Origin of the sequence: Actinomadura craniellae (genome assembly GCF_003289645.1) — a bacterium.
In the GTDB taxonomy this organism is placed as follows: Bacteria; Actinomycetota; Actinomycetes; order Streptosporangiales; family Streptosporangiaceae; genus Actinomadura_D; species Actinomadura_D craniellae.
The window spans coordinates 284,548-309,660 of record NZ_QLYX01000009.1 but is presented as its reverse complement, the minus strand read 5'-3'; the positions used below and the strand labels follow the sequence as shown (position 1 = coordinate 309,660).

Here is a 25,113-nt window from a genome sequence, read left to right as displayed (position 1 = left end):
CCTTGGCGGGCCAACTCGACCGCGCGGCGCCGGAACTCGGGCGGATGTGGTGAGGGCATGGCGAACATCCTTCCTGATCATCGCCGGTGACCTCAGGCTGAGCGTCCGGAGAACGGGGGGAAGCTCAACCCCAACTTTGGGCCGTCATAGACGAGGCAGCCCTACGCCACCCCGCCAACGACCTGGACATCAGGCGACAGCAAATTCAGCGGCTGATCGAGACCGACCCGCTCGAACACGTCACCGTGCAAGTGCTCCCAGCGTCTGCCGGACCGCATCCCGGGCTACCCGGCCAGTTCGTCCTTCTGGACTTCGCCGAGCCGCTGGACCCCAGCATCGCCTACATCGAAACCGGAACCGACGGACTCTACCTGGAGCGACCGGACGAACTGGCCCGATATACGCTGGTTTTTCAGCACTTGTGCGCAGCTGCGCTCAGTCCAGGCGCCTCAACCGCGTACCTCAGAGACCTGCTCGATCAACCGGGATGAAGACACCGTGGAACCGTCAAAGATCACCTGGCGAAAAAGCAGCCGCAGCCAGGCCACAACCGACAACTGCGTCGAAGTGGCCGCCACCTGGCGGAAAGCCAGCCACAGCAGCAGTGAGGGCAACTGCGTCGAGATCACCGCCATTGCCCCAGTCGTCGCCGTCCGCGACTCCAGGGACCCCGACGGCCCCAGGCTGATTCTCGCCCCTGGCACGTGGCACGCCCTGAGCGAGCGCATCAAGCACGGAGCACACGACCTGCCCTGAGCGGACGGCCCGGTCAGGGGCGTTCGAAGGTGAAGGGGAGGTGCTTGATGCCGTTGTCGAAGTTGGAGAGTAGGTACTGCGGTTCGCCGGTGGTGCGCAGGCCGGGCAGGCGGGTGTAGAGCTCGCGGAACATGATCTTGAGTTCCATGCGGGCCAGGTTGGCGCCCAGGCACAGGTGCGGGCCGGGGCCGCCGAAGCCGACGTGCGGGTTGGGCGAGCGGGTGATGTCGAAGGCGTCGGGGTCCTTGAAGACCTCGGGGTCGCGGTTGGCCGCCGGGTAGTAGAGCACCACCTTGTCCCCCGCCTTGAACCGGTGGCCGTTGAGGTCGTGGTCGGCGGTCAGCGTCCGGCGGAACTGCATGATCGGGCTGACGTACCGGATGACCTCCTCGATGGCGGGGCCGATCCGGGTGTCGTAGTCGGCCAGCAGCGCCTCGCGCTGGCCGGGGTGGTCGGTGAACAGCTTGAGGCCGTGCGACAGCGCGTTCCGGGTGGTCTCGTTGCCCGCCACCAGCAGCAGGTCGAAGAACGAGCCGAGCTCCTTGACCGACAGCGCCTCGCCGTCCACGTTCGCGTTGACCAGCGCGGAGACCAGGTCGTCGGACGGGTCGTCGCGGCGTTCCCGGCCCAGCCGGGCGACCAGCCGGTGCAGGTCGACGATCGCCTTCAGGTTGCCCAGCAGCAGCCGCTGGGTGCGGGGGCGCAGCAGCGAGCCGCGCACCCCGGAGTACTCGGTCATCACGTCGATCCGCTGCAGCACGTACGGCCGCAGCCGCTCGGGGACGCCCATCATCGAGCAGATCACGTGGATCGGCAGCCGCGCCGCGACCTGCTCGACGAAGTCACCCGGGCCCGCGGCGAGCACGTCGTCGACGATCTGCCGCGCGGTCGTCTCGATGTCGGCCTCGACCTTCCGCAGCATCTTGGGGCTGAAGGCCCGGGAGACGATGCGCCGCAGCCGGGCGTGCCGGGGATCGTCCATGTTGACCATCGGGGTGCCGAAGATCGCCGCCAGCCAGGCGGGCGGCTCGGGCGAGGTCGCCGCCGGCTCGCTGCTGAAGATCTTGGGGTTCCGGCTGGCCTCCACCACGTCGGCGTGCCGGACCAGCGCGTAGAAACCCTGGCCCGAGCGGACCAGCGGCACCCGGGGCTCGGCGAAGAAGGCGGGCGCGCCCAGCGCGCGCAGCCGGGCGAAGTCGGCCAGCCGGTCGGCCGGCGGACGGTTCCAGAAGTCCATGCCGACCAGGTCGATGTCCGTCACCCGCGGTTCCCCCAGTTCGCTTCTCACCGGTCGGCCCACCGCACCTCGTGGGCCCCCAGGTCGTAGGTCTTCCCCTCGATCACGGTGCGTACCGGCCCGCCTCCGGTGTTGACGATGACCATCTGGTCCGGCTGGGCGAGCACCCGGACCCGCCCGGTCGAGGAGCGGACGTCCTGGAGTTCGGTGCCGGGCGGGAACCACCGGGCGAACCCCTGGAGCATCTCCAGGTCGGGGGTCGGCTCGCCGCCGCCGGTCCACAGGCAGCCCGCGCAGTCGCCCTTCTCGGTCTGCGGGTTCCAGTACAGGGCGGTCGCCACCCCGCTGCGGACGAACTCCATCATCGCGGCGGCCAGCACGGCGCTGCGGCGGGGGTTGCTCCAGCCCGCGTTCTCGGGCTCGACGTACCACTCGGCCCACCACACGGGCAGGTCGCCGCTCGCCTGGCGCAGCCACCGGGTGACCGCGGAGAACTTGCCGATCGCCTTGAACTCGTCCACCACGATGTGCTTCTCGTCGGGCTGGGTGTGCCCGTCCACGACGATGAAGTCGGCGCCCCGCTTGTGCTTCAGCCAGTACTCCACCGCGTCGATGTTGCGCGGGTCGAGGCTGCCCCACTCGCCCCGCACCTTGGACGGCCCGGCGGGGTGGCCGGGGTTGCGGCTGCCCATCACCACGTAGGGGCCGCCGACCTTGATGTCGGGATCGACCTCCTTGAGGGCGGTGTACACCGCGTTGTAGAGGTCGGTGTAGTCCTCGTAGCGCCACCGCTTCTTCTTCTCGTCGAAGAAGCCCTTGAACTCGTTCCAGACCGCGTAGTGCTTGACGTCGGGATAGCGGCGGGCGACCTGCGCGGCGAGCCTGGCGAAGTCGTCGTAGTGCTCGCGCCGGGGCGCCACCTCCAGCTTGGCCCAGTCGGTCTCGCCGGGGGCGCCGCCCTTCATCCAGTCGGGCGCGCAGCACAGCGTGATGACCGGGGTGCCCCGGGTGTTGCGGATCATGTCCATCCGGCGGTCGAGGCTGCCGAACTGGTAGCGGCCCGGGTACGGCTCCGGGTTGTCGGCGCCCCAGCCCATGATGTGCTGGTTCTGCGTCACCGGCCGCCGGGACAGCAGGTCGCGGATGGTGTCGAGCGCGCCGCCGGCCGGGCCGTCGATGCTGTTCTGGGTGTGCGTGAACCCCCACACCGGCCAGTCCGCGGACACCCCGGGGCCCACCCGCGGGACGGGTGGCTGCGCCTGCGAGGTGGGAGACGCGGTGGACGGGCCCGACCGGCCCGTGACCACGAGGTAGGAGATCGCGCCGATGACGATGCCGGCCAGCGCGATGATCAGGGCGACGTAGAACAGCCGCCGTCTCGGCCGTCGGTGTCTGCCCTGGCGACTGGTGAGCACTGCCACACGATCAACGCTAACGCGAGGACGTGCTTGCACGGGTGCCTCCTGCGGAGAGTGCGCGCCGGTGTGTCGGCACATCTCTTTAGATCGCCGCCCGAAGGTTCCGGGTTCGCGACTATCTCGAAGGTGACAATGCCCCAGCGCAACGGCATGACCGCACGGACGGCCGGGGTCGCGACGAATGTGCCGCCGCCCGTGCGGCCACGATTACCGAGTCGCTACCTCTTCCTGGCGTGTGGGGCGGTAGCGACTGTCGTGCCGGATGCGGTCGGTAAGCATTGTGGAAAATCGTTCAGCATGGAATGGACGCCCAGCCCGATCCGCCCCCGTGAAGCGGACCGGGCCGCAACGGTGGTCAGCCCTCCTCGATGCGCTTCCCGGCCTGCTCGACCAGCAGTGCGCGCAGGCCCGTGGAGTCATCGGCGGCCACCGTCATGGCGTAACCGGCCCGCAGTTGCGCGTCGGTCAAATCCCCGCTCCGGGTCGCGTACCAGCGCCCTGCATCGCTGCGCCAGACGATCCAACCGGGGAATTCCTCCTGCATTGCCGCCTTGAGGTCCTCGAAGTCCCCCATGCGAATCGCCCCTTCCCCGAGGAATGCCTTCCGTATACAAAAGTGATACACAGTCAGAGAAGCGTCAAGCTTCGCGTAAGCGGACCGTTCCCCGGGGGATAGGTCGAATCGGGAGGTGCATGCCGGTGAGTGAAGGTCCGGCCTACCTTCGGATCGCCGATGAGCTGCGCGAAGGCATCCGCAACGGTAGTCATCCGCCGGGTTCCCGGCTGCCGACCATGGCCGAGCTGTGCGTGACGTACCAGGTCTCCGAAATCGTCGTCCGCCAGGCCATGGCCCTGCTGCGGGGCGAGGGGCTGGTGGAGACCCGCCGGGGCGGCGGCACCGTGGTCCGCGTCCGGCCGCCGGTCCGCCGGGTGGCGATGGACCGCTACCGGGTGGAGACCCGCCCGCAGCCCGAACCCGCCACCTCCTTCACCCGCGACCAGCGCATCGGCTGGAGCGAGTACCGCCTGGAGAAGGAGTACTCGCGCACCACGGCCGACGCCGAGTTGGGAACGCTGTTCGCGCTGCCCACCGGGACGGAACTGCTGCGCCGCCGGTTCGTGTTCTACGCCCGGGGGGAGCCGCAGCAGATCTCGGTCAACTACCTGCCGTGGGACTTCGTGGCCGGCACGCCGGTGGCCGACCCCGACCGGGAGCCCTGGCCCGGCGGCACCCCCGCCCAGCTCGCCTTCCTCGGGCATCCCGCCACCCGGGTGGAGGAGGCCGTCCGGTCGCGCATGCCCAGCCCCGACGAGGGCCGGACGCTGCGCATGCCGCCCGGAGTGCCGGTATTGACCATCACCCGACGGATGTTCTCCGGGGATCGGGTACTGGAGGTCTGCCGTGACATCGTCATTCCTGCCGATCGGGTGATCCTCGACTATTCGATCGATCTTTGACGCCGTCCGGTGCGTCATACCGAAATGGGGTGCCGATACGGCACGTGGCCGTGCGTCCGATGGCCGTCGCCCGCCGCATGCGCTACACCCACAGTGGGACCCGTACCGCCGGAGGCAACCGATGCAAGTGTCCGTGATCCGCCCACGGGAGCTGGGCGCCCCCGAGATCTCCGCATGGCGCGACATGCAGGCCACGCTGCCGCACCTGGGCAACCCGTTCATGTCGCCCGAGTACGCGCAGGCCGTCGACCAGGTGATCGACGGCGCCCGGGTCGCGGTGCTCACCGAGGGGGACAAGACTGTCGGGTTCTTCCCCTTCGAGCGGGAGCGGCTGGGCGTCGGATCGGCCATCGGCGGCTGGCTGTCGCTGTGCCAGGGGCTGGTGCACGTCCCCGGGCTGGAGTTCGACGCCCACGAACTGCTGCGCGCCTGCGGGCTGCACGCCTGGGAGTTCGGCCTGCTGACCCGGGAGCAGCCGTGGTTCGAGCCCTACGCCGGCAAACACCTCGACTCGGTGATCATGGATCTGAGCGGCGGGTTCGACGGCTACGCCGAGGGGCTGCGCGCCAAGGGCTCCAAGGTGATCAAGCAAACCCGTTACAAGGAACGCAAGCTGGGCCGCGAGGTCGGCGAGGTGACGTTCTCCTTCGACGTGACCGACGACCGGTCGCTGGCCCTGGTGCGGTCGTGGAAGTCCGCGCAGTACCGGGCGATGGGGCGGCCCGACCGGTTCTCCCGGCCCTGGGTGGTCGACCTGGTGGAACGGCTGCACCACACCCGCGCCGACGGCTTCGCCGGATCGCTGTCGATGCTGTACGCCGACGGCCGGCCGGTCGCCGGGCACTTCGGGCTGCGCAGCGACACCATACTGATCACCTGGTTCCCGGTGTACGACCCGGACTTCTCCCGCTACTCCCCCGGGCTGGCGCTGCACCTGCGGATGGCCGAGGCCGCCGCCGGACTGGGCGTCCAGAGCATGGACCTGGGGCCGGGCGTCGGCTGGCGCTACAAACAGGAACTGCAGAGCCACACCGTCCCGGTGGCCGAAGGCGTGGTGCGCCGGCGCTCGCCTGGCGGCGCGGCGCACTGGCTGCGGCGCGCCCCGGTGGGGCGGGCCCGGGAACTCGTGCTGGGCAACCAGCGGTTCTACTCCCTGGCCGACCGCGCCATGCGCCGCTACGGGCGGCTGCGCTCCGGCACCTGACCTGCGCGAACGGCGCGCGTGCCCGGCGTCTCGAACGAAGTTTTACCGGGGCCCTGGAAAAGGTGAAACATCACGTTCATGGGGCACCCCTAGGTTGGTACGGGATCCCGAGCACGAGGAGGCCCCCACCGCCATGGCACCGGTAAAGCGCGAGGAGATCGACCGGCTGATCGGCGGCGAGCATCATGATCCGCACGGGCTGCTCGGCGCCCATCCGGTACCTGACGGAGTGGCGGTCCGCGTCCTGCGACCGCTGGCCGAGAGCGTGGTCGCGGTGCTCCCCGACGGCACCCGGCATCCGCTGCGGCACGAACACCAGGGCCTCTTCGCCGGGGTGCTGCCCCCCGGGGAGTCACCGGCGGTGCCCGACTACCGGCTGGCGGTGACGTACCCCGGCGGCCCCGAGATCGTCCAGGACGACCCCTACCGGCACCTGCCCACGCTCGGCGAACTCGACCTGCACCTGATCGGCGAGGGCCGGCACGAGGAACTGTGGCAGGTGCTCGGCGCCCACGTGCAGGAACACCCCTCGGCGTTCGGGCCGGTCACCGGCACCTCCTTCGCCGTCTGGGCGCCCAACGCCCGGGGCGTGCGGGTGGTCGGCGACTTCAACCACTGGGACGGCCGGGCGCACCCGATGCGCTCACTGGGCTCGTCCGGCATCTGGGAGCTGTTCGTGCCCGACGTCGGCGACGGCACCAAGTACAAGTACGAGATCCTCTGCCGTGACCGGCGCTGGCGGCGGAAGGCCGACCCAATGGCCCTGGCCACCGAGATCCCCCCGGCCACCGCCTCGGTGGTGCACACGCCGTCGTACTCCTGGAACGACGACGAGTGGATGAACCAGCGCAAGGGCCGCGACTGGCTGCACGAGCCGATGAGCGTGTACGAGGTGCACCTGGGCTCGTGGCGGGAGGGGCTGGGCTACCGGGAACTGGCCGAGGAACTGGTCGAGTACGTGACGCGGCTGGGCTTCACCCACGTGGAGTTCATGCCGGTGGCCGAGCACCCGTTCGGCGGGTCCTGGGGCTACCAGGTCACCTCCTACTACGCGCCGACCTCCCGGTTCGGCGGCCCCGACGACTTCCGGCACCTGGTGGACCGGCTGCACCAGGCCGGCATCGGGGTCATCGTCGACTGGGTCCCGGCGCACTTCCCCAAGGACGAGTGGGCGCTGGCCCGGTTCGACGGGACGCCGCTGTACGAGCACTCCGACCCGATGCGCGGCGAACACCCCGACTGGGGCACGCTGGTCTTCGACTTCGGGCGCACCGAGGTGCGCAACTTCCTGGTCGCCAACGCCTCCTTCTGGCTGGAGGAGTACCACGTCGACGGGCTGCGGGTGGACGCCGTCGCCTCGATGCTCTACCTCGACTACTCCCGCGAGGACGGCCAGTGGTCCCCGAACATCTACGGCGGCCGGGAGAACCTGGAGGCGATCTCCTTCCTCCAGGAGATGAACGCCACCGTCTACAAGCGCTCCCCCGGCGTCATGACGATCGCCGAGGAGTCGACGGCCTGGCCCGGGGTGTCCCGGCCCACGCACCTGGGCGGGCTGGGCTTCGGGTTCAAGTGGAACATGGGCTGGATGCACGACACCCTCAGCTACCTGGGGCACGAGCCGATCCACCGGCAGTACCACCACAACGAGATCACCTTCTCCCTGATGTACGCGTTCTCGGAGAACTACGTGCTGCCGCTGTCGCACGACGAGGTCGTGCACCTGAAGGGCTCGCTGCTGGGCAAGATGCCCGGCGACGACTGGCAGCGCTTCGCCAACCTGCGCGCGCTGTTCGCCTACATGTGGGCGCACCCGGGCAAGCAGCTGCTGTTCATGGGCGGCGAGTTCGGCCAAGGCGGCGAGTGGACCGAGGGACGCTCGCTCGACTGGTGGCTGCTCGACCACGAGTACCACTCGGGGGTGCAGCGGCTCGTCGGCGACCTCAACCGGGCCTACCGCGAGCACCCGGCGCTGTGGACCCAGGACGAGAACCCGCAGGGCTTCCAGTGGATCGACGGCAACGACGCCGCGGGCAACGTGCTCTCCTTCCTGCGGTACGGCTCGGACGGCTCGCTGCTGGCGTGCGTGGTGAACTTCTCCGGGATGCCGCACGAGAACTACCGGATCGGGCTGCCCCGCACCGGCGGCTGGCGGGAACTCCTCAACACCGACGCCTACGAGTACGGCGGCGGCGGTGTCGGCAACCTGGGCCGGGTCGCGGCCGCCGACCAGCCGTGGCACGGCCAGCCCGCCTCGGCCACCCTCCGCGTACCCCCCCTCGGCGCCGTCTGGCTCACCCCGGAGCAGTGAGCCGAGCCTTCTCGATCCATCCCGGAGGCTGAGCCGGTACGCCGCCTGGCGGGACCAGGAGTTTGCCGATCCACAAGCAAAACTACTGAAGTTCTTCAGAAGTCTTGGGTATGCTCCTCCCTGTGAGCACCACCGAAGTCCCCTTCTCCCAGCTCCTTCGGGAGCCGACCGCAACGGTGGGCAAGCTGGAAGAGTCCCAGAGCGGCCGGCTACGCCTGGCACGCCGCGATGGCGAGGACCTCATCCTGGAGTCCGCCGAGCGGGCAGAGGCCAAGGCCGCCGCATGGAGCACCACCACCCGCCTCTTCGTGTCCCTGATGAAGCAGGACGACGGGGCACGGGCGCTCCTCATGGCCCTCCCCGACGTGTTCCCCTGGGTGCGGTTCCTGCCCACCGAGGACGTTCAGGCGTTCCTCGTCGAACTCGTCGACGTCGCCAACGCATGCGCCGAACTGTCCACCCTCGCCCCCATCGAGGCGGTGGTGGCCGCCTGGCGCGCCACCGCAAATGTTCATGCCGACCCCGAACTCCGCGCCGCCCTCCTCGCTCCCTCGGACGAAGAGGATCACGGCCCTGTACCTCCCCCCGGGGAGAAGTGACACCGCCCCGGGAGAAAAGTGACCCCCAAGCGCAACGACCGAGTCGCCCAGCCCCCTGTCGGTGAGGAGTGGGAGATTCGCTTTGGCACCAACGACGCCGCCAAAGGCTGGGACGAGCTATGCCAGCAGGTCCCGACGAATACACGAGCCGCATGGGATCAGATGCGTGTGAACCCACGGCCCGCCGAAGACATCCGGCACACCCGGTTACGCGGGGAGATGGGGGTCAAGATGCGTGGCGGTGTGGCGATGGAGCTGTGGCAGATCGAGGTCACCAGTGGGGGCCGGATCTTCTACTCCATCGACGACAAGGCACACACGGTGTGGGTCGAGCTCGCCACGATGAGTCACCCGAAAAAGACGGAGAAGAAGCGCCACTAGCCGGCCACCTGGAACGAAGCTCGCCCCCGCCGACGCGGGGGCGGGCTCCGTACCGCCGGTCAGTGGAGGTAGCGGTCGAGGGTGGGGGCGAGGTCGTCCTGGGAGCGGTCGGGCCAGCCGGGGCCCTGCACGACCCGGGCGATCAGGGCGGCGGCCTCGCCCGGCCGGAACACCGAGTGGCGCTCGTCGGGCAGGGAACCCCAGGTGAACCAGAAGAACTGGGGGTACACGTGGACCCGGCGGGTGCGGCCCGCCGGGTCGCGCACCTCCAGGCAGGCCCGGCCGGCGGAGTCGCGCATCGGTAACGCGCCGACGCCGTGGGCCGTGAGCGCGCGATGCAGTTCGGCAAGGCAGGTCTCGACTTCGGCTCGGGGGGCGCATTCGGACATGTCGATCACCTCGTTCCCGCTCCGCGGGGGCGGAGCCGTCAGGGACTGACCACGGAACGTAGCGTGCCATCCGGGTCCGACAATCCGTGCCGCCCCGGTCACCCCCGGCGGGGGCCCGCGGGGAGGCGGTCCAGCAGCCAGCGGGGGCCGGTGACGGCGGCGCCGGCCGCGGTGCAGCGGGCGCGCAGTTCCCGGTCGGCCGTCACCGCGAGGTAGGTGGTGCGGGGCTCGGCCCGGCTCACCTCCTCGACGATCGTGTCGTCGCCGCTGCCGGGCGCGGCCACCACGGTGATCCCCGGGACCTGCGCCTCGGCGACCCGGCGGGCCGCCCCCTCCACCACCAGCACCATCTCGGGCAGGCACCGGTCGTAGGCCGGCAGCCCCGGCGGCAGGTCGGTCACGCCCGTCGTGGCCAGTCCGGCCAGCTCGTCGCGGAGCCGGGCGGCGGCCCCGGCCCGGTCGCGCCACCACCCGTCGGCCCGGGAGCCCATCACGTTCGCCACGTCGACGACGACCACCACCCGGTGCATGGCGGCCAGCGACCGGGGCCACGCGGCGGCGAACGGCGCGAACAGCCTGCGGTCGGCGACCTCGTCCACCGGCACCCACTCGGCCCGGCGGGTCTCGAACGAGGCGGGGCGCACCTGGGGGCGCTCGGCGGCCGAGCCGACCACGGTGGTGAAGTCCCAGCCACCGTGGTCCTCGACGAGCACGCCGTGCACCCGGACCACCGAGGGGTCGAGGGTGCTCTCCTCGGCGGTCTCGCGGAGCGCCGCCGTCACCGGGTCCTCGTGGCTGTGCCGGCCCCCGCCGAACAGGCCCCACGTGCCGCCGCCGCTGCACCACCAGGCGCGCTGCTGGAGCAGCACCCGGACCGGTTCCGCCCCGTCGGTGTGGAACAGCAGGAGCCCCGCCGCGCCGAACCTGCCCCAGTGGGTGTGGCCCTGCGCGCAGCGGGCCCAGTCGTCCCCGTCTCCCATGGGCGAGACCCTAGGCCATCGTTCCCGTGCATCCGGAACACCGTGCGGAACGTCCCAGTACGGTAGAGGCGCGTTTGATCGTTGAGGAGGACCCATGCCGGCGCTCCCCCTGGAATCCGATGACCCCCGCGAGGTCGGTCACTACCGGTTGACCGCCCGGCTCGGGGAGGGCGGGCAGGGCGTCGTCTACCTCGGCACGGCCCCCGACGGGCGGCAGGTCGCGGTCAAAATGCTGAAGACCACGGCGGCCGAGGCGCGCGCCCGGTTCGTCCGCGAGATGGAGGCGGCCCGGCGGGTCGCCCCCTTCTGCACCGCGGCGGTGCTCGACTCGTCGGTGGAGGGCCGCCACCCGTACGTGGTCAGCGAGTACGTGGACGGGCCGTCGCTGCAGGAGCGGGTCGCCCGGCACGGCCCGCTGCGGGGCGGCGACCTCGACCGGCTGGTCGTCAACACCGCGAGCGGCCTCGCCGCCATCCACGGCGCAGGGGTCGTCCACCGCGACCTCAAACCGGCCAACGTGCTGCTGGGCCCCGACGGGCCCCGGGTGGTGGACTTCGGGATCGCCCGCGCGATCGACGCCGAGACCCACACCCAGATGGTCGGGACCCCCGCCTACTTCGCGCCCGAGTGGCTGCGGGGCGAGCGCCCCACACCGGCCTCCGACATCTTCGCCTGGGCCGGGACCATGGTGTTCGCGGCCACCGGACGCCCGCCGTTCGGCCGCACCGACGTCCTCCCGGCGCTGCTGCACCGGATCTCCACCGCGGACCCGGATCTGACCGGCGTCCCGGACGGGCTGCGCGGGCTGCTCGCCGAGTGCCTGGACAAGGACCCGGCCCGCCGCCCCTCCGCCCGCGACCTGCTCGTCCGGCTGGTCGACCCCACGGCCGGCTCCGCAACCAGCCCCACGTCCGGCCCGGCGTCCGGCCCGGCGCACCACCCGCAGGGCGCACCGCCGCCCACGGTCACGCCGCAGGGGACGGCCACGCACCCGGCCGAGCCGGCGAGGCGCGGCCGGACCGGACGGTGGGTGGCGGTGGCCGTGGCGGGGGCGGTGCTCCTGGCCGCGATCGTGGGAACGACCGCATGGATCGTCGCGTCGACGGGCGACCGCGCGGACCCCGGGGCGGACGGCCGCTCCTCCCCGCCCGTGGCGCAGGCCCGGCCCACCCAGAGCTCGCCGGGTGACGGCGGCTCGCCGGACGGCGGTGGAACCCCGCCGGGCGGGCAGGGCACGGCGGTCCCGGCCGGGTTCGCCGGCACCTGGACCGGCCGGCTGGAGCAGCCCGCGGGGCTCTTCGGGGGCGCGACCTCCACCGGCGTCACCGTCACGTTCCCGCCCGGCGCCGCGACCGGCACCGCCGTCTACAACGACTGGGGCTGCCGCGCCTCGCTGACCCCGACCGCCACCGAGGGCGACACCCTCACCCTCACCGAGGCCATCACCGGCGGGCCGGCCGGCTGCCAGGGCGGTTCGCTGACCCTGGCGCTGGTGGGCGACGAGCTGCGCTACACCTCGACCGGGCTCACCGGCACCGTCTCCGCCACGCTGCGCAAGAAGAACGGCGGCGGCTGAGCACCGCCGTACGGCCAGTACGGTGGAGGTGCTGTCGGGGGGCGGCATGATCAGGCGTGCGACGGATGCCAGGAGGTCGGCCATGCCCGCGCTCCCCCTCACCCCCGAGGACCCGCCCCGGCTCGGCCGTTACCGGCTGCTCGGGCGGCTCGGCGAGGGCGGCCAGGGCATCGTCTACCTCGGCGAGGGCGCCCCGGGCGAGCACGTCGCCGTCAAGGTGATCAAGACGGCCACCGACCCGGCGGCCCGCGACCGGCTGGCCCGGGAGATGGCCGCCGCCCAGCAGGTCGCCGACTGGTGCACGGCCAAGGTGCTCGACTCCTCGGTGGACGGGCCGCTCCCCTACATCGTCAGCGAGTTCGTCGACGGGCCCTCGCTGCGCGACCGGGTGCGCGAGCGCGGCCCGCTGCACGGCGGCGAGCTCAAGCGGCTGATGGCCAACACGCTGACCGCGCTGCTGGCCATCCACGGCGCCGGAATGATCCACCGCGACCTCAAGCCCGGCAACGTCCTGCTCGGCCCGGACGGCCCGCGGGTGGTCGACTTCGGCATCGCCCGGCCGGTGGACCAGCGCACGATGAGCGGGCAGCTGACCGGCACTCCCGCGTACCTGTCCCCCGAGCAGCTGCGCCAGGAGTCCGCCACCCGGGCCTCCGACGTGTTCGCCTGGGCCGGGACGATGGTGTACGCGGCGACCGGGCACCCGCCGTTCCGGCACGGGGCCATCGCGCCGCTCTTCCAGGCCATCCTGAACGACCCGCCCGACCTGTCGGGGGTGCCGGCCGAGCTGCGGGAGATGCTCGCCGAGTGCCTGGACAAGGATCCCGGCGCCCGGCCCACGGCGCGCGACCTGCACGAGCGGCTGGTGGGCGGCCCGCCGCCGCTGCCGCCCTGGGCGGGACGCCGGCCGGAGGACCCCACCGTCGACCGCCGCACGCGCCCCCCGGCGCCGGTCCGCGCCGCGGAGACGCGGGAGGAGACCGGGGAATCGGCCGTCTCGTCCGTGACGACCGATCCGGCGCCGGAACCGGCCGGAGCGTCCCGCCGGGCGTGGATCGTCCCGGTGGCGGTCGCCGTGGCGGCGGGCGCGGGGCTGGTCGGCTGGCTGGCCGGCCGCGGCGAGGACGCCCCCTCGATCCCTGCGGAGTACGCGGGGGTCTGGAGCGGGCCGGCGTTCGAGTCGACCGGGATCGGCGGCCGCACCTCGACGGTGACGATCGAGCTGGCGGCCGGGCAGCGGACGGCCCGGCTGGAGTCGGCCATCTGCCCGGGCGGGCTCAGGCTGGCCGAGGCCGGCGGCGACCGGCTGACCTTCACCTTCGAGAGCGGCCAGTGCGCGCCGGGACAGGTGATCGTGGAGCTGCGGGACGGCGGTCTCGGCTACCGGCTGCGCGGGGCCGGCGCGATCACCGGCGAGAGCGGGGAGCCGTTGCGCCGGGCCGGATGACGGGCCGGTCACCCGCACTGGCTACCCTGCATCAGAACGCCATTCGGACGCGGGGAGCCAGCATGAGCGTCGAACAGGGTCTCGAGCTGTGGAAGACGCTGTCCGCGGTGGAGTTCATCCGGGCCATGGGCGACGGGCGGATGCGGGGCTTCTCCGAGGTCGCCGACCACATCGGGCAGCTCGTGACGGCGGTCGAACCGGGCCGGGTGGAGATCGCCTGGACCCCGGAGCCGAAGCTGTGCAACCCCGCCGGCACCGTGCACGGCGGCTACATCGCGATGATCCTCGACAACGCCGTCTGCATGGCGGCGTCGAGCGTGGCCGAGCGGTTCCTGCCGATGCTGACGCTCAACCTGAACGTCGACTACCTGCGGCCGATCATGTCCGGCGAGACGTACACCGTCACCGGCGTCTGCGTGCACCCCGGCCGCAAGCGCCGCGTCTCCACCGCGACCGTCGTCGACTCCACCGGCCGGACCGCCGCCCAGGCGTCGGGGAGCGTCATGCCCAACGAGTCGTTCGCCGGCTGAGCCCCCAGCCCGCCGGGCTCACTCGGGCCCGCCCGTGCCGGCCGGCGCATAGGCTGGGCCGCATGGTGGAATCCGGCAAAGTCGCGAACGTCGTCAACCTGGTCAAAGAGGCTCGTGACCGGCGGGCCGCACCACTGGTCCTGGAGCTCGATCTCACCGACGGGATCATGGAGTTCTCCCCGGCCGACCCGCTGTCGGCGCTGCTGTCGGTGCGCCGTACCTCACTGCGCGACGTGCTGGAGGGGCTGCGCCGGGCCCGCACCGACTCCCGGGTCCGGGCACTCATCGTCAAGATCAGCGGATCGGTCGGGCTGGCCACCGCCCAGGAGCTGCGCGACGCGGTCCGCGCGGTGCGCGACGCCGGCAAGCTGACCGTGGCCTGGGCCGAGACGTTCGGCGAGACCGGCCGGGGCACCGTGCCGTACTACCTGGCGACCGTCTTCGACCGGATCCACCTGCAGCCCACCGGGGACGTGAGCCTGACCGGGGTCGCGCTGGAGGAGCCGTTCCTGCGGGGCGCGCTGGACAAGGCGGGGGTCGAGCCCCGGTTCGCCCAGCGGTACGAGTACAAGACCGCGGCCAACACGTTCATGGAGCGCGGCTACACCCCTGCGCACGAGGAGATGTCGGCCCGGCTGGTGGCTTCGATCGGCGAGCAGCTCACCGCCGGCATCGCCACGGCGCGGGGCCTGCCGCGGGAGCGGGTCCGCGAGCTGATCGACCGGGCGCCGCTGTCGGCCGCGGAGGCGCTGGAGGCCGGGCTGGTCGACCGGCTGGGCTACCGCGACGAGGTGTACGCCCAGCTGCGCACCGAGGTCGGCCGCGACGCCCAGCTGCGGTACGTCTCCCGGTACAACCGGGCGCACGGGCTGGCCCGGCGGCTGCCGCAGCCGGGCCGCCAGGACGTGGTGGCGCTGGTCCAGGGGCACGGGCCGATCCGGCTCGGCCGCAGCGGCCGGGGCGGGCCGCTGCCCCAGCAGGCCCCGGCGATCGGGTCCGACACGATCGGGGCGGCGCTCCGCGCGGCGGTCCGCGACGACCGGGTCAGGGCGATCGTCTTCCGGGTCGACAGCCCGGGCGGCTCCGCGGTGGCCTCGGACGCGATCTGGCGCGAGGTGGTGCTCGCCGGGCGGGCGGGCAAGCCGGTCATCGTGTCGATGGGCAACGTCGCCGCGTCCGGCGGTTACTACGTCGCGATGGCCGCCGACACCATCGTCGCCCAGCCCGGCACGATCACCGGCTCGATCGGCGTGGTGGTCGGCAAGGCCGTGGTCAACGACCTGCTGGGCCGGATCGGCGTCGGGATGGGCAGCGTCCAGGACGGCGAGCACGCCCGCATCTTCAGCGCCACCCGCGACTTCACCGCGACCGAGTGGGAGCGGGTCAACGCCTCGCTCGACCGGATCTACGACGACTTCACCGCCAAGGTCGCCGAGGGGCGGGGCCTGTCGCGGGAGCGGGTGGACGAGCTGGCCCGGGGCCGGGTCTGGACCGGCGCCGACGCCCGCGAGCACGGCCTGGTCGACGAGCTCGGCGGCCTGGAGACGGCCCTCGACCTGGCCCGCAAGCGGGCCGGCCTGCCCGCCGACGCGCCGGTCCGCTCCTTCCCGCACAGCACCCCGCTGGAGATGCTGCGCCCGGTCGAGTCCAGCGAGGACCGGGGGGCCGCCGCCGCGGCCTTCGGCGGCTGGGGCTCCCTCGCCGGGTTCGCCGCCCGCCTCGGGTTGCCGGCCGCCGGCCCGCTCACCCTCCCCGGCGCCTGGGAGTTCCGCTGACCGGCACCGTGCCGCCGCAGGAGTTCACCGACGCGGTGGCCGGCTTCGCCACCGGGGTGGTGGTGCTGACCGTGCGGGACGGGCGTGACGACCTCGGCACGACGGTCACGTCCTTCATGTCGGCCTCGCTGGAGCCACCGCTGGTGCTGGCCGGGGTGGGCACGTCGTCGTACCTGGCCGAGGTGCTCCGGCGGCAGGAGCGCTGGGCGGCGACGGTGCTCGGTGCCGGGCAGCGGGCCCTGGCGGGCCGGTTCGCCGCGGCCGGCCGGCCCGGCGCCCGCATCCTGATCGCCGCCGAGCCGCACCACCGGGGCGCGCGCACCGGCGCCCTGGTCGTCGAGGGCGGTGCCGCCGCCCTGGAGTGCGAGACCCGGCAGTGCGTTCCGGCCGGGGACCACGTCCTCTTCCTGGCCGAGGTCCTCGCCGTGGACTACGTCGAGCCCCGCACCCCTCCCCTGGTCCGCGCCCACCGCCGCTACCTCTGACGCCACAGGGCCGCGCCGAGGAGCAGGTAGGGGACGGCGGCCAGGGCGAACAGCGGCCCTGGCCCCGCCCAGAGGGAGCCGAGGCCGTACCCGGCGTAGGCCGTCACCGCGACGACCTCGACGCCCAGGCCGGACATCGAGGTGACCGTCGCCCGGGCCTGGTCGGTGATGCGGTCCTGGAGCGCCGCGTCGGCGGCGGCCATCGCCCACTGGAACACGCCGAACGCGACCGCGACGAGGACCAGCCCGGCCGGCCGGGCGGCCAGCGACCCCGCCGCCAGGCAGCCGGCGGCGACCACCAGCGCGGGCCCTGTCCGGTGCGTGCCCCGCCCGGCGAGCCATCCGCCGGCCGCCGCCCCCGCCGACACCAGCAGCACCAGCAGGGGCACCGCCGCCGGTGCGGTCACGGTCGCCCCGGCGAGCAGCGGAATGTACTCGTCCAGCGTCGTGAATCCCGAGAGCGCCGCCACCATGATCACCGCGCTCCGCACCCGGGGCGAGCCCCGCACCTCGGCCAGCCCCGCCCGCAGCACCGCGGCGTACCCCTGTTCCGGTTCGTCCGGTTCCCCGCCGGCGGCCCGACCCTGTTCAGGGAACGACAGGGCGATCGCCGCCGCGACGAGGGTCGCCGCGATGCTCGCCACGCCCAGCGCCCGGTACCCGCCCAGGGCGAGGACCGGCGCGGCCAGGCCGGACGCGGCCATGACCGCGGTGATGCCGACCGCCTCGGCGCGGCCCGTCAGCCGCGCGTAGGAGCCGGCCGCACCCGCCCGGGACAGTTCTTCGTACACCAGGGCCTCCAGCGCCCCCGACTGCACCGAGCCGCCCACCCCCCACAGCACGAAGCCCGCGGCGAAGGCGGGATAGCCGGGCAGGAAGGTCCAGAGCGCGAAGCCGGCGCCGGCCAGCAGGGGGGCCAGGACCACCAGCAGGCGGCGGGAGACCACGTCCGCCAGCAGGCCGGACGGCACCTCGACCACGAAGCCGGTCAGCGACCAGAGGATGAACAGCGACGAGATCTCCGCCGCCGACAGGCCGGTCTCGGCGAACAGCACGGCATAGACCGGATAGAGCAGGACGAAGTCCTCGAAGAACGAGTAGGCGTACAGCCTGCCCGCCAGCCTCGACTCACTGGAAGATCAATATCGCCAGGTCATGCGCCGACCCTACGCCGCGCCCCGGCCGCCCGCCAACGGGTTTCCGCGCTCGGCGATCAAGAGGGCCCCACCGCTGAGCGGCCACGATCGCCCGCCCTGTGTGATGCATCATGCTCGGACCGTAACAACTTGTCATGACCGGGCCGTTATATCTTCACATGGTAAACATTACCCAAGGTACTGGTAGATCACTTTTTAGACTGCAATTCTTCTCTCGGCACCGAAAAACAGGCCGGCGACGAGAGGAGAGCAGCGTGGACAAGCGGTACGAGCATTACTGCTTCGCCGACCGTCTTTTCTACGACGCCCCTCGCGTCTCGAACGCTCCGGAATTCGAGATCGCCACCCGCGAACTCCCGGCCGGCTGGCGCCGGATCCCGGACGAGGAATGGACGACCTACGCCCCGCCCGCCGAGCGAACTCCTGCTCAGGGCTGGAAGGTCCATGTCTCCGGCTGCGCCGAATCGGCCGAACAGGTGCTCAATGCCAGCTGGAAATACTGCCTCGCCAACGACATCTGCTTCAAGCATCTACGCGGCCCGAAAACCCTTATGCTGCGCAATGCAAAATACGCCCCGCGCGGCGGCAGCGGAAAACTCGTCACCATCTACCCGGCCGACGAAAAAGAGCTCGAACGCGTGCTGAACGAGCTCGGAGCCCTGCTCGACGGCGTCCCCGGCCCGTACATCCTGAGCGACCTGCGCATCGGCGAAGGGCCGCTGTTCGTCCGGTACGGCGCCTTCGGCCAGCGGCACTGCCTGGACGCGGACGGCGAGATCGTCCCGGCGCTGGAGAACGCGGCCGGCGAACTCGTCCCCGACCGCCGCACCCCCGTCTTCACCGTGCCCGACTGGGTGACCGTGCCCGACTGCCTGCGGCCGCACCTGACGGCCCGCACCGCCGCCAGCACCGCCGACCTGCCCTACCGGGTCGACCGGGCACTGCACTTCTCCAACGGCGGCGGGGTGTACGCGGCGACCGACACCCGCACCGGCGAGCAGGTCGTCCTCAAGGAGGGTCGCCCGTACGCGGGCCTCAGCGGCGACGGCGCCGACGCGGTCACCCGGCTGGAGCGCGAGCGCGCCATGCTGACCCGGCTGGCCGGGGTGCCCGGCGTGCCCGGGGTCCGCGACCACTTCACCCTCGGCGGCCACAGCTTCCTGGTCCTGGAGTTCATCGAGGGGCGCCCGCTCAACTCGTTCTTCGCCGAGCGCCATCCGATGATCGACCCCGAGCCGACACCGGAGCAGTTCGCCGGCTACACCGCCTGGGCGCGGCGCGTCCTGGACGGCGTCGAGCAGGTGGTGGCGGGCATCCACGAGCGCGGGGTCGTCGTGAACGACCTGCACATGTTCAACATCATGGTCCGCCCCGACGACTCGGTGGCGCTGATCGACTTCGAGGTCGCCGCGCTGATCGAGGAGAACCGGCGGCAGGCCCTGGCCAGCCCGGCGTTCGCCGCCCCGGCCGACCGGCGCGGGCTGGACGTCGACCGCTACAGCCTGGCCTGCCTGCGGCTGGCGCTGTTCATGCCGCTGACCATGCTGCTGGTCTTCGACCGCGGCAAGGCCCGGCAGCTCGCCGACCTGGCCGCCGAGCGCTTCCCCCTCCCGCCGGGGTTCCTCGACGGCGCGGTCGCCGAGATCACCCGGGGCGTGTCCCCGCGCCCGGCGCCGCGGCTCGACCCGGCGGACTGGGAGCACGCCCGCACCCGGCTGAGCCGGGCCGTGCTCGCCTCCGCCACCCCCGACCGGACCGACCGGCTGTTCCCCGGCGACATCGTCCAGTTCCACGGCGCCGCCCTGGGGGTGGCGCACGGCGCGGCCGGGGTGCTCCACGCGCTGCACGCCACCGGGGCCGGACGGTTCCCCGAGCACGAGGCGTGGCTGCTGCGGCGGGTCGCCGACCCGCCGCCCGGCGTCGGGCTGGGCCTCTACGACGGGCTGCTGGGCGCCGCCCACGTGCTGGCGGAGTTCGGCCACCTCGACGCGGCCCACGACCTGGCCGGGCGGTGCCTCGGCGAGCGGTGGGAGCGGCTGGGCACCGACCTGTACGGCGGGCTGCCCGGCTGGGCGCTGGTCCTCGACCACCTGGCCGACCGCACCGGCGACCGGGACCTGCGGGACGCGGCCCAGCGCGCGGCGGACCTGGTGACCGAGCGGCGGGACGCACCGCGCCGCCCCCGGCCGGGCCTGCTGTACGGCGAGTCGGGCGCGGCCCTGATGTACCTGCGCCGGTACGAGCGGACGGGTGACGCCGCGCTGCTCGACCTGGCCGCCGCCGCCCTCCGCCGCGACCTCGCCGGCTGCGTGGTCGACCGCAACGACGCCCTCCAGGCCGACGAGGGCTTCCGCAAGCTGCCCTACATCCGCCGCGGCAGCGTCGGGATCGGGCTGGTCCTCGACGACTACCTGGCGCTGCGGCCGGACGGGCCGGACGGGGAGTTCACCACCGCGCGGGACCGCATCCGGCGCGCCGCGCTCTCCCACTTCTACGGCCAGCCGGGGCTGTTCTCCGGCCGGGCCGGGATGCTCCTGCACCTCGCCCGGCAGGACGCGGGCGACGACCGGGCGGCCCGGCACATCCGGGACCTGGCCTGGCACGCGCTGCCCTACGAGGGCGGCCTGGCCTTCCCGGGCGACCAGCTGTACCGGCTGTCGACGGACCTGGCGACCGGCACCGCCGGCGTGCTGCTGGCGCTGGGCGCCGCACTGCACGACCGGCCGGTGACCCTGCCGTTCCTCGCGGCCCACAGACCCCCCGCGCGATCCGACGCGGGGTCCGCTTCGACACCCGGAGGGAGGTGACGAACATGGCTCTTCTGGACCTCCAGGGGATGACCGTCGAGAACGGTGGCGGCGGCCACGGCGGTGGCGGTGGCCACAGCAACGTGAGCCTGCTGCTCTGCGACGGCGAAGGCCACAGCGGCAGCACGCTGAGCCTGGTGCTCTGCTGAGCATCGCTCCGCTGAACGATCGATGGCCCCGGCTCCACCCATGTCCAGTCCGGTGGTGGGGCCGGAGCCATCGATCCATTTCTACAACGACGGAGCCGACCGGTGAAGCGTGACTCCCTGGTGCTGCGCGCCGCACGGCGCGGTGGCGGCTGGGCCGCGGTCCTGGCCCTCGCCCGGCTGGCGGACGTGGCGGTCTCCGTGCTCTTCCCGCTGGCCCTGGCGCACGCGATCGACACCGTCCTGGCCGGCCGTGACGTCCTCCCGGCCCTGCTGCCGTGCGCCGCGCTGTTCGCGCTGTCCGCGGCCGCCGGCGCGCTGCTGGAGCTGGGCGCCGGGTCGGCCGCCGCGCGGGCCACCGCCTGGGTGCGGCACCTGCTGGTGGGCCGCCTGCTGGCGGCCGGGCCGGCGCGCGGCGCCCTGCCCGCCGGCGAGGCCGCGAGCCGGATCACCGCCGGGGCCGCCGACGCGGGCACCGCCCCGGTCGCCGCGATCCAGAGCGGCATCGCCCTGCTGCAACCGGTGGGCGCGATGGTCGCCCTCATCGTCATCGACTGGCGGGTCGCGCTGGGCCTCGCGCTCGGGCTGCCGGTGATCGCGGTCCTGCTGCGCGCCTTCGTCCGCGACGTCTCCGGTTCCGTCCGCCGCTACATGACCGTGCAGGGGACGATCGCGGCCCGGCTCGGCGAGGCGCTGGGCGGCGCCCGGACGATCGCCGCCGCCGGCACCTCGGCCCGCGAGGCCGACCGGGTCCTGACCGCCCTGCCCGAGCTGCGCGACCACGGGCACGCGCTGTGGCGCGCCCAGGGCGGGATGGGCGGGCGCGGGCTCGTCGTCGGCCTGCTGCTCCAGGTGTGCGCGCTGGCCGTCGCCGGTTTCCAGCTCGCGGCGGGCCGGATCACCCCGGGCGAGCTGGTGGCGGTGGCCCAGTACGCCGGGCTGGTGGTGGGGCTGGGGCCGATCGTCTCCGGCCTGCTGCGGCTGGCCCGGGCCCGGGCCGGCGCCGGGTGGGCCGCCGAGCTGCTGGCCGCGCCCGTCCCGGAGCACGGGACGCGGGACGCGCCTCCGGGGCCCGGCCGGCTGGAGTTCCGCGGGGTGCGCTCGGGCGGCGTGCTGGACGGGCTCGACCTGGTGGTGCCGGGCGGCCGGTCGGTCGCGGTGGTGGGCCGGTCCGGCGCGGGCAAGTCGCTGCTGGCCGCGCTGGCCGGCCGGCTCGCCGACCCGGACGCGGGCGAGGTGCTGCTGGACGGGGTACCGCTGCCCGAGCTGAGCCGGCCGGCGCTGCGCCGCGAGGTCGGCTACGCCTTCGACCGGCCGGCGCTGTTCGGCGCGACGGTACGGGACGCGATCGGGTTCGGCCCCGAACCGGCCACCCCCGCCCGGGTCCTGGCCGCGGCGTCCGCCGCGCGCGCCGACGACTTCGTCCGGCGGCTGCCGGCGGGCTACGCCACGCCGGTCACCGACGCCCCGATGTCCGGCGGGGAGTTGCAGCGGCTCGGGCTGGCCCGCGCCTTCGCGCACCCGGGGCGGCTGCTGGTGCTCGACGACGCCACCTCCAGCCTGGACACCGCCACGGAACTGCAGGTGGCGCAGGCACTGGCCGGCGAGTTCGGCGACCGCACCCGGCTGATCATCGCGCATCGGGCCGGCACCGCGGCCCGCGCCGACCTGGTGGCCTGGCTGGACGGCGGCCGGATCCGGGCGCTGGGCCGGCACGCCGACCTGTGGGCCGACCCCGGCTACCGGGACGTCTTCGGGGCGGACGGCCGGTGAGCGCGCGCGGCGCCGTCCTCCGCAGGCTGTACCGGACGTTCGCGGACACCGCCCGGCAGCGGCCGGGCGCCGTGCTGCGGCTCGCCCTCTGGTCGGCGGTCGGGGCGGCGCCCACCTTCGTGTTCGGCCACGCGGTGGCCCGGGCGGTGGACGGTTTCCTGGCCGGCCGGCCGGCCGCGGCCTGCGGCTGGCTCGGCGTGCTGCTGCTCGCCGGGGTGGCCGGCGCCCTCGCCTTCCGGCCCCTCTACGCCGCGCTGGCCGCGATCGTGGAGCCGTTCCGCGACGACCTCGTCGAGCGGGTGGTCCGCGGCGCCCTGGCCCGTTCCCTGACCGGCCGGCCCGACACCGGCGCGGTCGCCCGGCTCACCCACCAGGTGGAGATCGCCCGGGACAGCTATGCCGGGCTGCTCATGGTGGCCCGGGGATTCCTGTTCAGCACGGCCGGGGCGCTGCTCGGCCTGCTCACCCTGGCGCCCGCGATGCTGCTGTTCGTCCTGCCGCCGCTGCTGCTGGCGCTGGTGCTGTTCGCCGCGCTGCTCGCCCTGCTGGCGGCCCGGCAGCGCGCGCTCCTGCTCGGCGAGGAGCGGCTGGCGGAGCGGACCGCGGCGGTGGCCGAGGGGGTGCGCGACGCGGTGGCCTGCGGCGGCGAGGAGCGGCTGCGCGCCGAGGTCGGCGAGGTGGTCGACGAGCAGGCCGCGCTCGCCCGGTCCATGGCCCGGCTGGGGGCGCTGCGGGCGCTGATCCTGGCGCTCGGCGGCTGGGGCCCGCTGCTACTGGTGCTGGCCGCCGCCCCCTGGCTGGTGGAACGCGGCGCCGGGCCGGGGACGGTGGCCGGCGCGCTCACCTACGTCATGCACGGCCTCCGGCCCGCGCTGAACACGCTGGTCCAGGGCGTGGGCGGCGGGGGGCTGCGGCTGGCGGTGGCGCTGGAACGGATCGCCGAGTCCGGGCCGCCACCGGCACCCGCCCTGCCACCCGCCCTGCCACCCACCCCGTCACCAACCCCGTCACCAACGCAGCCACCGGCCCTGTCACCGGCCCCGTCACCGGCCCTGCCACCGACGCGACCGCCCACCGCGGATCCGATCCCCGGCCGGCCTGCCGTGGAGCTGTGCGGGGTGACCTTTTCCTACGGGCCGCGTGCCCGGGCGGTGCTGAAGGATCTGGACCTGGTCGTGCCCGAGGGCGACCACCTGGCGGTGGTCGGCCCCAGCGGGATCGGGAAGTCGACGCTGGCCGCGCTGGTCGCGGGGACCGCCGTTCCCTCCGCCGGGCGGGTGCTGGTGCACGGCCGGCCGCCCGGCGACCCCCGGCACCGGGTGCTGATCCCGCAGCAGGCCTACGTGTTCGGCGGGTCGTTGCACGACAACCTCGGCTACCTGGCGCCCGGCGCGGACTCCGCGGCGATGGCGCGGGCGGTGGACGCGGTGGGCCTGGCCGCGCTGGTGAAACGGCTCGGCGGGCTCGGCGGGATGATGGATCCCGGCGCGCTGTCCGCGGGCGAGGCACAGCTCGTCGCGCTGGCCCGGGCGTTCCTGTCGCCCGCCCCGCTGGTCGTTCTCGACGAGGCGACCTGCCATCTGGACCCGGCCGCGGAGGCGCGGGTGGAGCGGGCGTTCGCCGCGCGGCCGGGCACGCTCGTCGTGATCGCGCACCGGATCTCCTCGGCGCTGCGGGCCCGCCGGGTCCTGGTGCTGGACGGCTCGGCCGCCGTGTCGGGCGGGCACGAGGAGCTGCTGGCCGGCTCGCCGCTGTACCGCGACCTGGTCGGCCACTGGCGATCAGAGCCAGCCGGCGGACTCGGCGATCCGGATGGCGTGGATCCGGTTGCGCGCACCGATCTTCCGGTTGATCCGCGATAGGTGGTTGCGCACCGTCCCCGTCGTGAGGACGAGGTCGGCGGCGATCTCCTCGGCGGAGGCGCCCTGACCGGCCAGCCGCAGCACCTCCAGCTCGCGCGGGGTCAGCGGGCTCTCCGCGGCGGCGAGCTCGGCGAAGACCAGGTCCGCGTCGATGAACCGTTCGCCCCGGGCCACGCCGAGGATCGCGGACACCAGCTCGTCGGGAGAGGTGTCCTTGAGGACGAAGCCCGCGGCCCCGGCCTCGGCCGCGCGACGCAAGTCGCCCGGTCTACATCGCTCGGCCATCAAAATGGCGGCCGAGTTTGTCAGCTCGGCGCGAACTTTCTGTACCAGCTCGAATACGTCACCATTTACGGAATCAATGTCGATCAGCATGACGTCGGGCTCGAATTGGCGTGCCACGAGCTCAAGCCGGCCACCGCGTTCTATGGCGGTAACCAACGCAATGTCCGGAACTCCGCTCAAGAGAGAGACCAGACCGCTGCGCAGCAGCGGCGCATCTTCGACGATCAGCACCCGAATCACGTTCAGCTCCTCACGTGCACGAAGAGTCCGCATCAGCGCACGCAGGGTACACGCGCCGAAACTTCGAAACAGGGACTGCACCGACGGGTGCCGCGGTGACATGCCGGAAAGAGGACGCGCGGGAACGAACAGCCCCCGCGACCGCCTGGACCGGACCTGGATCAGGCTGGAATCGCATCACAACACACAGTGAACGAACCACCCCCGACTAGTCAAATGAACGGCGTTTTACAACGGCCTTCACGGGGGTCCGTAAAGCGTCACTATTATTCCCGGACACCGGCTGCGGAGCCGAAA

Annotated in this window: 24 protein-coding genes; 16 read left to right on the top strand and 8 right to left on the bottom strand. The window is 73.1% G+C overall.

All coding sequences use genetic code 11. From position 1 onward, the window contains the following. Window positions 1–146 precede the first annotated feature (146 nt). Entirely contained in the window at window positions 147–491 is a 345-nt protein-coding gene (locus DPM19_RS36410; RefSeq protein ID WP_233510544.1) for a DUF5753 domain-containing protein, read from the top strand. Here the strand turns inward: DPM19_RS36410 and DPM19_RS37085 are convergent. Further along, window positions 450–635, bottom strand: a complete 186-nt coding sequence (locus tag DPM19_RS37085) for a hypothetical protein (RefSeq protein ID WP_233510545.1) — start codon at window positions 633–635, stop codon at window positions 450–452. The genes DPM19_RS36410 and DPM19_RS37085 overlap by 42 nt on opposite strands. Between DPM19_RS37085 and DPM19_RS20960 the strand changes: the two genes are divergently transcribed. Continuing rightward, on the top strand, window positions 568–756 hold the full coding sequence (locus DPM19_RS20960) for a DUF397 domain-containing protein (protein ID WP_233510543.1): 189 nt from the start codon (window positions 568–570) through the stop codon (window positions 754–756). The genes DPM19_RS37085 and DPM19_RS20960 overlap by 68 nt on opposite strands. Before the next feature lie 13 nt (window positions 757–769). Here DPM19_RS20960 and DPM19_RS20955 read toward each other — a convergent pair whose 3' ends face one another. The 3 genes from DPM19_RS20955 to DPM19_RS20945 form a co-directional block, all read right to left on the bottom strand. Beyond that, window positions 770–1,993, bottom strand: a complete 1,224-nt coding sequence (locus DPM19_RS20955) for a cytochrome P450 (RefSeq protein ID WP_111869683.1) — start codon at window positions 1,991–1,993, stop codon at window positions 770–772. Window positions 1,994–2,040: 47 nt separating this feature from the next. After that, window positions 2,041–3,414: a GH39 family glycosyl hydrolase gene (locus DPM19_RS20950; RefSeq protein WP_199485197.1), complete on the bottom strand. Its 1,374-nt coding sequence runs from the start codon at window positions 3,412–3,414 to the stop codon at window positions 2,041–2,043. A 352-nt stretch (window positions 3,415–3,766) separates the two neighbouring features. Then, window positions 3,767–3,985, bottom strand: coding sequence for a hypothetical protein (locus DPM19_RS20945; RefSeq protein ID WP_111869638.1), 219 nt, complete (start codon window positions 3,983–3,985; stop codon window positions 3,767–3,769). 119 nt (window positions 3,986–4,104) lie between these two features. Here DPM19_RS20945 and DPM19_RS20940 point away from each other — a divergent pair, with 119 nt between their 5' ends. The 5 genes from DPM19_RS20940 to DPM19_RS20920 all read left to right on the top strand — a co-directional run bounded on the left by DPM19_RS20940 (window position 4,105) and on the right by DPM19_RS20920 (window position 9,364). Next, the gene (locus tag DPM19_RS20940) at window positions 4,105–4,869 is read left to right on the top strand and encodes a GntR family transcriptional regulator (protein ID WP_407642563.1); all 765 of its coding nucleotides are present in this window, start codon (window positions 4,105–4,107) and stop codon (window positions 4,867–4,869) included. Between the two features lie 121 nt (window positions 4,870–4,990). Continuing rightward, window positions 4,991–6,073 (top strand): GNAT family N-acetyltransferase, encoded by a 1,083-nt coding sequence (locus DPM19_RS20935; RefSeq protein WP_111869637.1) that lies wholly within the window; start codon window positions 4,991–4,993, stop codon window positions 6,071–6,073. A 133-nt stretch (window positions 6,074–6,206) separates the two neighbouring features. Continuing rightward, window positions 6,207–8,384, top strand: a complete 2,178-nt coding sequence (glgB, locus tag DPM19_RS20930) for a 1,4-alpha-glucan branching protein GlgB (RefSeq protein ID WP_111869636.1) — start codon at window positions 6,207–6,209, stop codon at window positions 8,382–8,384. A gap of 122 nt (window positions 8,385–8,506) precedes the next feature. After that, a complete protein-coding gene (locus DPM19_RS20925) occupies window positions 8,507–8,983 on the top strand; it encodes a hypothetical protein (RefSeq protein WP_111869681.1) in 477 nt (158 codons plus the stop codon). Between the two features lie 18 nt (window positions 8,984–9,001). Then, entirely contained in the window at window positions 9,002–9,364 is a 363-nt protein-coding gene (locus tag DPM19_RS20920) for a type II toxin-antitoxin system RelE family toxin (protein WP_111869635.1), read from the top strand. A 59-nt stretch (window positions 9,365–9,423) separates the two neighbouring features. Here the strand turns inward: DPM19_RS20920 and DPM19_RS20915 are convergent, their stop codons facing one another. Then, window positions 9,424–9,753 carry a hypothetical protein gene (locus DPM19_RS20915; RefSeq protein ID WP_146778932.1) on the bottom strand — a complete coding sequence of 110 codons (330 nt, stop codon included), beginning with the start codon at window positions 9,751–9,753 and terminating at the stop codon, window positions 9,424–9,426. 98 nt (window positions 9,754–9,851) lie between these two features. Then, window positions 9,852–10,733, bottom strand: coding sequence for an NUDIX domain-containing protein (locus DPM19_RS20910; RefSeq protein WP_111869633.1), 882 nt, complete (start codon window positions 10,731–10,733; stop codon window positions 9,852–9,854). Window positions 10,734–10,827: 94 nt separating this feature from the next. Between DPM19_RS20910 and DPM19_RS36400 the strand changes: the two genes are divergently transcribed. From DPM19_RS36400 to DPM19_RS20885, 5 genes are all read left to right on the top strand, one after another. Continuing rightward, window positions 10,828–12,309 carry a serine/threonine-protein kinase gene (locus DPM19_RS36400; protein WP_233510537.1) on the top strand — a complete coding sequence of 494 codons (1,482 nt, stop codon included), beginning with the start codon at window positions 10,828–10,830 and terminating at the stop codon, window positions 12,307–12,309. Between the two features lie 82 nt (window positions 12,310–12,391). Beyond that, window positions 12,392–13,756, top strand: a complete 1,365-nt coding sequence (locus DPM19_RS20900) for a serine/threonine-protein kinase (protein ID WP_158566843.1) — start codon at window positions 12,392–12,394, stop codon at window positions 13,754–13,756. A gap of 62 nt (window positions 13,757–13,818) precedes the next feature. Beyond that, the gene (locus DPM19_RS20895) at window positions 13,819–14,286 is read left to right on the top strand and encodes a PaaI family thioesterase (RefSeq protein WP_111869631.1); all 468 of its coding nucleotides are present in this window, start codon (window positions 13,819–13,821) and stop codon (window positions 14,284–14,286) included. A 62-nt stretch (window positions 14,287–14,348) separates the two neighbouring features. Then, window positions 14,349–16,061 (top strand): signal peptide peptidase SppA, encoded by a 1,713-nt coding sequence (gene sppA / locus DPM19_RS20890; RefSeq protein WP_111869630.1) that lies wholly within the window; start codon window positions 14,349–14,351, stop codon window positions 16,059–16,061. Between the two features lie 8 nt (window positions 16,062–16,069). Continuing rightward, the gene (locus DPM19_RS20885; RefSeq protein ID WP_233510536.1) at window positions 16,070–16,546 is read left to right on the top strand and encodes a flavin reductase family protein; all 477 of its coding nucleotides are present in this window, start codon (window positions 16,070–16,072) and stop codon (window positions 16,544–16,546) included. On the opposite strand, the gene DPM19_RS20880 is transcribed toward DPM19_RS20885, so the two are convergent. Then, a complete protein-coding gene (locus DPM19_RS20880) occupies window positions 16,537–17,601 on the bottom strand; it encodes an MFS transporter (RefSeq protein WP_233510535.1) in 1,065 nt (354 codons plus the stop codon). The genes DPM19_RS20885 and DPM19_RS20880 overlap by 10 nt on opposite strands. 356 nt (window positions 17,602–17,957) lie before the next feature. Between DPM19_RS20880 and lanKC the strand changes: the two genes are divergently transcribed. The 4 genes from lanKC (at window position 17,958) to DPM19_RS20860 (ending at window position 24,291) form a co-directional block, all read left to right on the top strand. Next, window positions 17,958–20,510, top strand: a complete 2,553-nt coding sequence (gene lanKC / locus DPM19_RS20875) for a class III lanthionine synthetase LanKC (protein ID WP_111869628.1) — start codon at window positions 17,958–17,960, stop codon at window positions 20,508–20,510. Window positions 20,511–20,515: 5 nt separating this feature from the next. Next, window positions 20,516–20,659 carry a SapB/AmfS family lanthipeptide gene (locus DPM19_RS20870; RefSeq protein WP_146778930.1) on the top strand — a complete coding sequence of 48 codons (144 nt, stop codon included), beginning with the start codon at window positions 20,516–20,518 and terminating at the stop codon, window positions 20,657–20,659. A 102-nt stretch (window positions 20,660–20,761) separates the two neighbouring features. Next, window positions 20,762–22,429 carry an ABC transporter ATP-binding protein gene (locus tag DPM19_RS20865; protein ID WP_199485196.1) on the top strand — a complete coding sequence of 556 codons (1,668 nt, stop codon included), beginning with the start codon at window positions 20,762–20,764 and terminating at the stop codon, window positions 22,427–22,429. Then, window positions 22,426–24,291 carry an ATP-binding cassette domain-containing protein gene (locus DPM19_RS20860; protein ID WP_233510534.1) on the top strand — a complete coding sequence of 622 codons (1,866 nt, stop codon included), beginning with the start codon at window positions 22,426–22,428 and terminating at the stop codon, window positions 24,289–24,291. Before DPM19_RS20865 ends, DPM19_RS20860 begins: the two co-directional genes overlap by 4 nt. Here DPM19_RS20860 and DPM19_RS20855 read toward each other — a convergent pair. After that, window positions 24,211–24,816: a response regulator transcription factor gene (locus DPM19_RS20855; RefSeq protein ID WP_233510533.1), complete on the bottom strand. Its 606-nt coding sequence runs from the start codon at window positions 24,814–24,816 to the stop codon at window positions 24,211–24,213. The genes DPM19_RS20860 and DPM19_RS20855 overlap by 81 nt on opposite strands. Window positions 24,817–25,113 lie beyond the last annotated feature (297 nt).

Coding starts and splice junctions, on each gene's coding strand:
- DPM19_RS20895 (WP_111869631.1), top strand. CDS start 13,819: ATGAGCGTCGAACAGGGTCTCGAGCTGTGGAAGACGCTGTCCGCGGTG.
- DPM19_RS20940 (WP_407642563.1), top strand. CDS start 4,105: ATGCCGGTGAGTGAAGGTCCGGCCTACCTTCGGATCGCCGATGAGCTG.
- DPM19_RS20910 (WP_111869633.1), bottom strand. CDS start 10,733: ATGGGAGACGGGGACGACTGGGCCCGCTGCGCGCAGGGCCACACCCAC.
- glgB (WP_111869636.1), top strand. CDS start 6,207: ATGGCACCGGTAAAGCGCGAGGAGATCGACCGGCTGATCGGCGGCGAG.
- DPM19_RS37085 (WP_233510545.1), bottom strand. CDS start 635: ATGGCGGTGATCTCGACGCAGTTGCCCTCACTGCTGCTGTGGCTGGCT.
- DPM19_RS20915 (WP_146778932.1), bottom strand. CDS start 9,753: ATGTCCGAATGCGCCCCCCGAGCCGAAGTCGAGACCTGCCTTGCCGAA.
- DPM19_RS20935 (WP_111869637.1), top strand. CDS start 4,991: ATGCAAGTGTCCGTGATCCGCCCACGGGAGCTGGGCGCCCCCGAGATC.
- DPM19_RS20870 (WP_146778930.1), top strand. CDS start 20,516: ATGGCTCTTCTGGACCTCCAGGGGATGACCGTCGAGAACGGTGGCGGC.
- DPM19_RS20900 (WP_158566843.1), top strand. CDS start 12,392: ATGCCCGCGCTCCCCCTCACCCCCGAGGACCCGCCCCGGCTCGGCCGT.
- sppA (WP_111869630.1), top strand. CDS start 14,349: ATGGTGGAATCCGGCAAAGTCGCGAACGTCGTCAACCTGGTCAAAGAG.
- DPM19_RS36400 (WP_233510537.1), top strand. CDS start 10,828: ATGCCGGCGCTCCCCCTGGAATCCGATGACCCCCGCGAGGTCGGTCAC.
- DPM19_RS20955 (WP_111869683.1), bottom strand. CDS start 1,993: ATGGACTTCTGGAACCGTCCGCCGGCCGACCGGCTGGCCGACTTCGCC.
- DPM19_RS20945 (WP_111869638.1), bottom strand. CDS start 3,985: ATGGGGGACTTCGAGGACCTCAAGGCGGCAATGCAGGAGGAATTCCCC.